At 69.3% G+C, this 2,076-nt stretch carries 1 protein-coding gene; it reads right to left on the reverse strand.

Annotation, left to right across the window (positions count from 1 at the left end; translation table 11 throughout):
• On the reverse strand, window positions 1-2,076 hold a 2,076-nt coding region (locus CU044_RS26095), incomplete at both ends, for a type I polyketide synthase (RefSeq protein WP_129771203.1).

A 2,076-nucleotide genomic window follows, 5' to 3' on the forward strand; every position in this document is an offset into this window, starting at 1 on the left:
GAACAGCGCGGGCTGAGTGAAGCCCGTGTCATTCAGCAGATCAGCGTCCTCGCCCCACATCACCTCACGCAAAGACCTCCCCAACTCGGCATCCAGCATCGCGAGTACGGAATCCAGCGCCTCCGCGAACACCGGGAACCGCCCGTACAACTCACGGCCCATCCCCAACCGCTGACTGCTCTGCCCCGAGAACAGCACCGCCGTCTTCCCACCAACCACCGAACCCGACACCACCGACGAATCCACGTCACCGGACGCCAGAGCCCCAAGAGCCCGCACCGCATCTGCGGAATCGCCCGCCAACACCACCGCCCGGTGATCGAACACCGACCGGCCCGTCGCCAGCGAGAACCCGACATCCACCGGCCGCAGCAGCTCCGGACCGGACTCGACATAGGAGAGCAGCCGCTCCGCTTGGCCGCGCAACGCCTCCGGGGACTTGCCGGAGAGCACCCACGGCACCACACCCGGCTCCACCACGGGAGCCTCCGGCCTGGCGACCACCGTTCCCTGGATCACCGTGGTCGGCTGTTCCAGGATGACGTGCGCGTTCGTCCCGCTGATCCCGAACGACGACACAGCCGCGCGCCGCGCACGACCGACCTCCGGCCACCGCGCCTGCTCGGTGAGCAGCTCCACCGCGCCTTCCGACCAGTCCACATGCGACGACGGAGCATCGACGTGCAGCGTCTGCGGCAGCACCCCATGACGCATCGCCATGATCATCTTGATCACACCCGCCACACCCGCAGCCGCCTGCGTATGACCGATGTTCGACTTCACCGAGCCCAGCAGCAGCGGACGCTCCGGGTCGCGATCGCGCCCGTACGTCGCCAGCAGCGCCTGGGCCTCGATCGGATCGCCGAGCGTCGTCCCCGTACCGTGCGCCTCCACCACATCGACATCGTCGGCCGCGAGTCCGCCACTGGCGAGCGCCTGACGGATCACGCGCTGCTGCGACGGACCGTTCGGCGCCGTCAGCCCGTTCGACGCACCGTCCTGGTTGACGGCCGAACCCCGGACCACCGCCAGCACCTGGTGGCCGTTGCGCCGCGCGTCGGACAGCCGCTCAAGCACCAGCATGCCGACACCCTCCGACCAGCCCACACCATCGGCCGACTCCGAGAACGCCTTGCACCGGCCATCCGGCGACAGACCCCGCTGGCGCGAGAAGTCCACGAACACCGTCGGCGTGGCCATCACGGTCACGCCGCCTGCCAGCGCCAGCGAGCATTCACCACTGCGCAGCGCCTGCATGGCCCAGTGCATCGCGACGAGCGACGACGAGCACGCCGTGTCCACCGTCACCGCCGGCCCCTCCAGACCCAGCGTGTAGGACACCCGGCCCGACGCCAGACTCGTGCTGCCACCTCCCTGGAAGCCCTCGAACTCCGGGCCGCCCAGCAGAGTGGTGTAGTCGCTGTACATGACACCGGCGAACACACCGGTCGCGCTGCCCTTCAGCGACACCGGGTCGATACCTGCCCGTTCGATCGCCTCCCAGGACGCTTCGAGCAGCAACCGCTGCTGCGAGTCCGTCGCGAGCGCCTCACGCGGCGACATCCCGAAGAACGCCGGGTCGAACTCGTCGGCGGTATGCAGGAAGCCGCCTTCCCGCGTGTACGAGGTGCCCATGTGGTCGGGGTCCGGGTTGAAGAGACCGTCCACGTCCCAGCCACGGTTCGTCGGGAATCCCGAGATCGCGTCGGCGCCCTCGGTGACCAGCCGCCACAGGTCCTCCGGCGAGGCCACCCCACCCGGATAGCGGCAGCTCATCCCCACGACCACAATCGGATCGTCGGCCACCGCGGCGGTCCGCCCGGCCACAGGCAGGGCCACGTCCGCATCGGCGCCGAGCAGTTCATCGAGCAGATGATCGACGAGTGTCTGAACCGTCGGGTAGTCGAAGGCCATCGTGGCGGGGAGCCGCAGCCCACTGGCGGTGTTGAGCCGGTTACGCAGCTCCACTGCCGTGAGGGAGTCGAAGCCCAGGTCGCGGAAGGCGCGGCCCGGGTTGACCGCGTCACCGTCGGCGTGCCCCAGGACCAGAGCGACCTGTCCGCGTACGAGGTCCAG

This window comes from Streptomyces sp. L-9-10 (assembly GCF_004151105.1).
Lineage (GTDB): Bacteria > Actinomycetota > Actinomycetes > Streptomycetales > Streptomycetaceae > Streptomyces.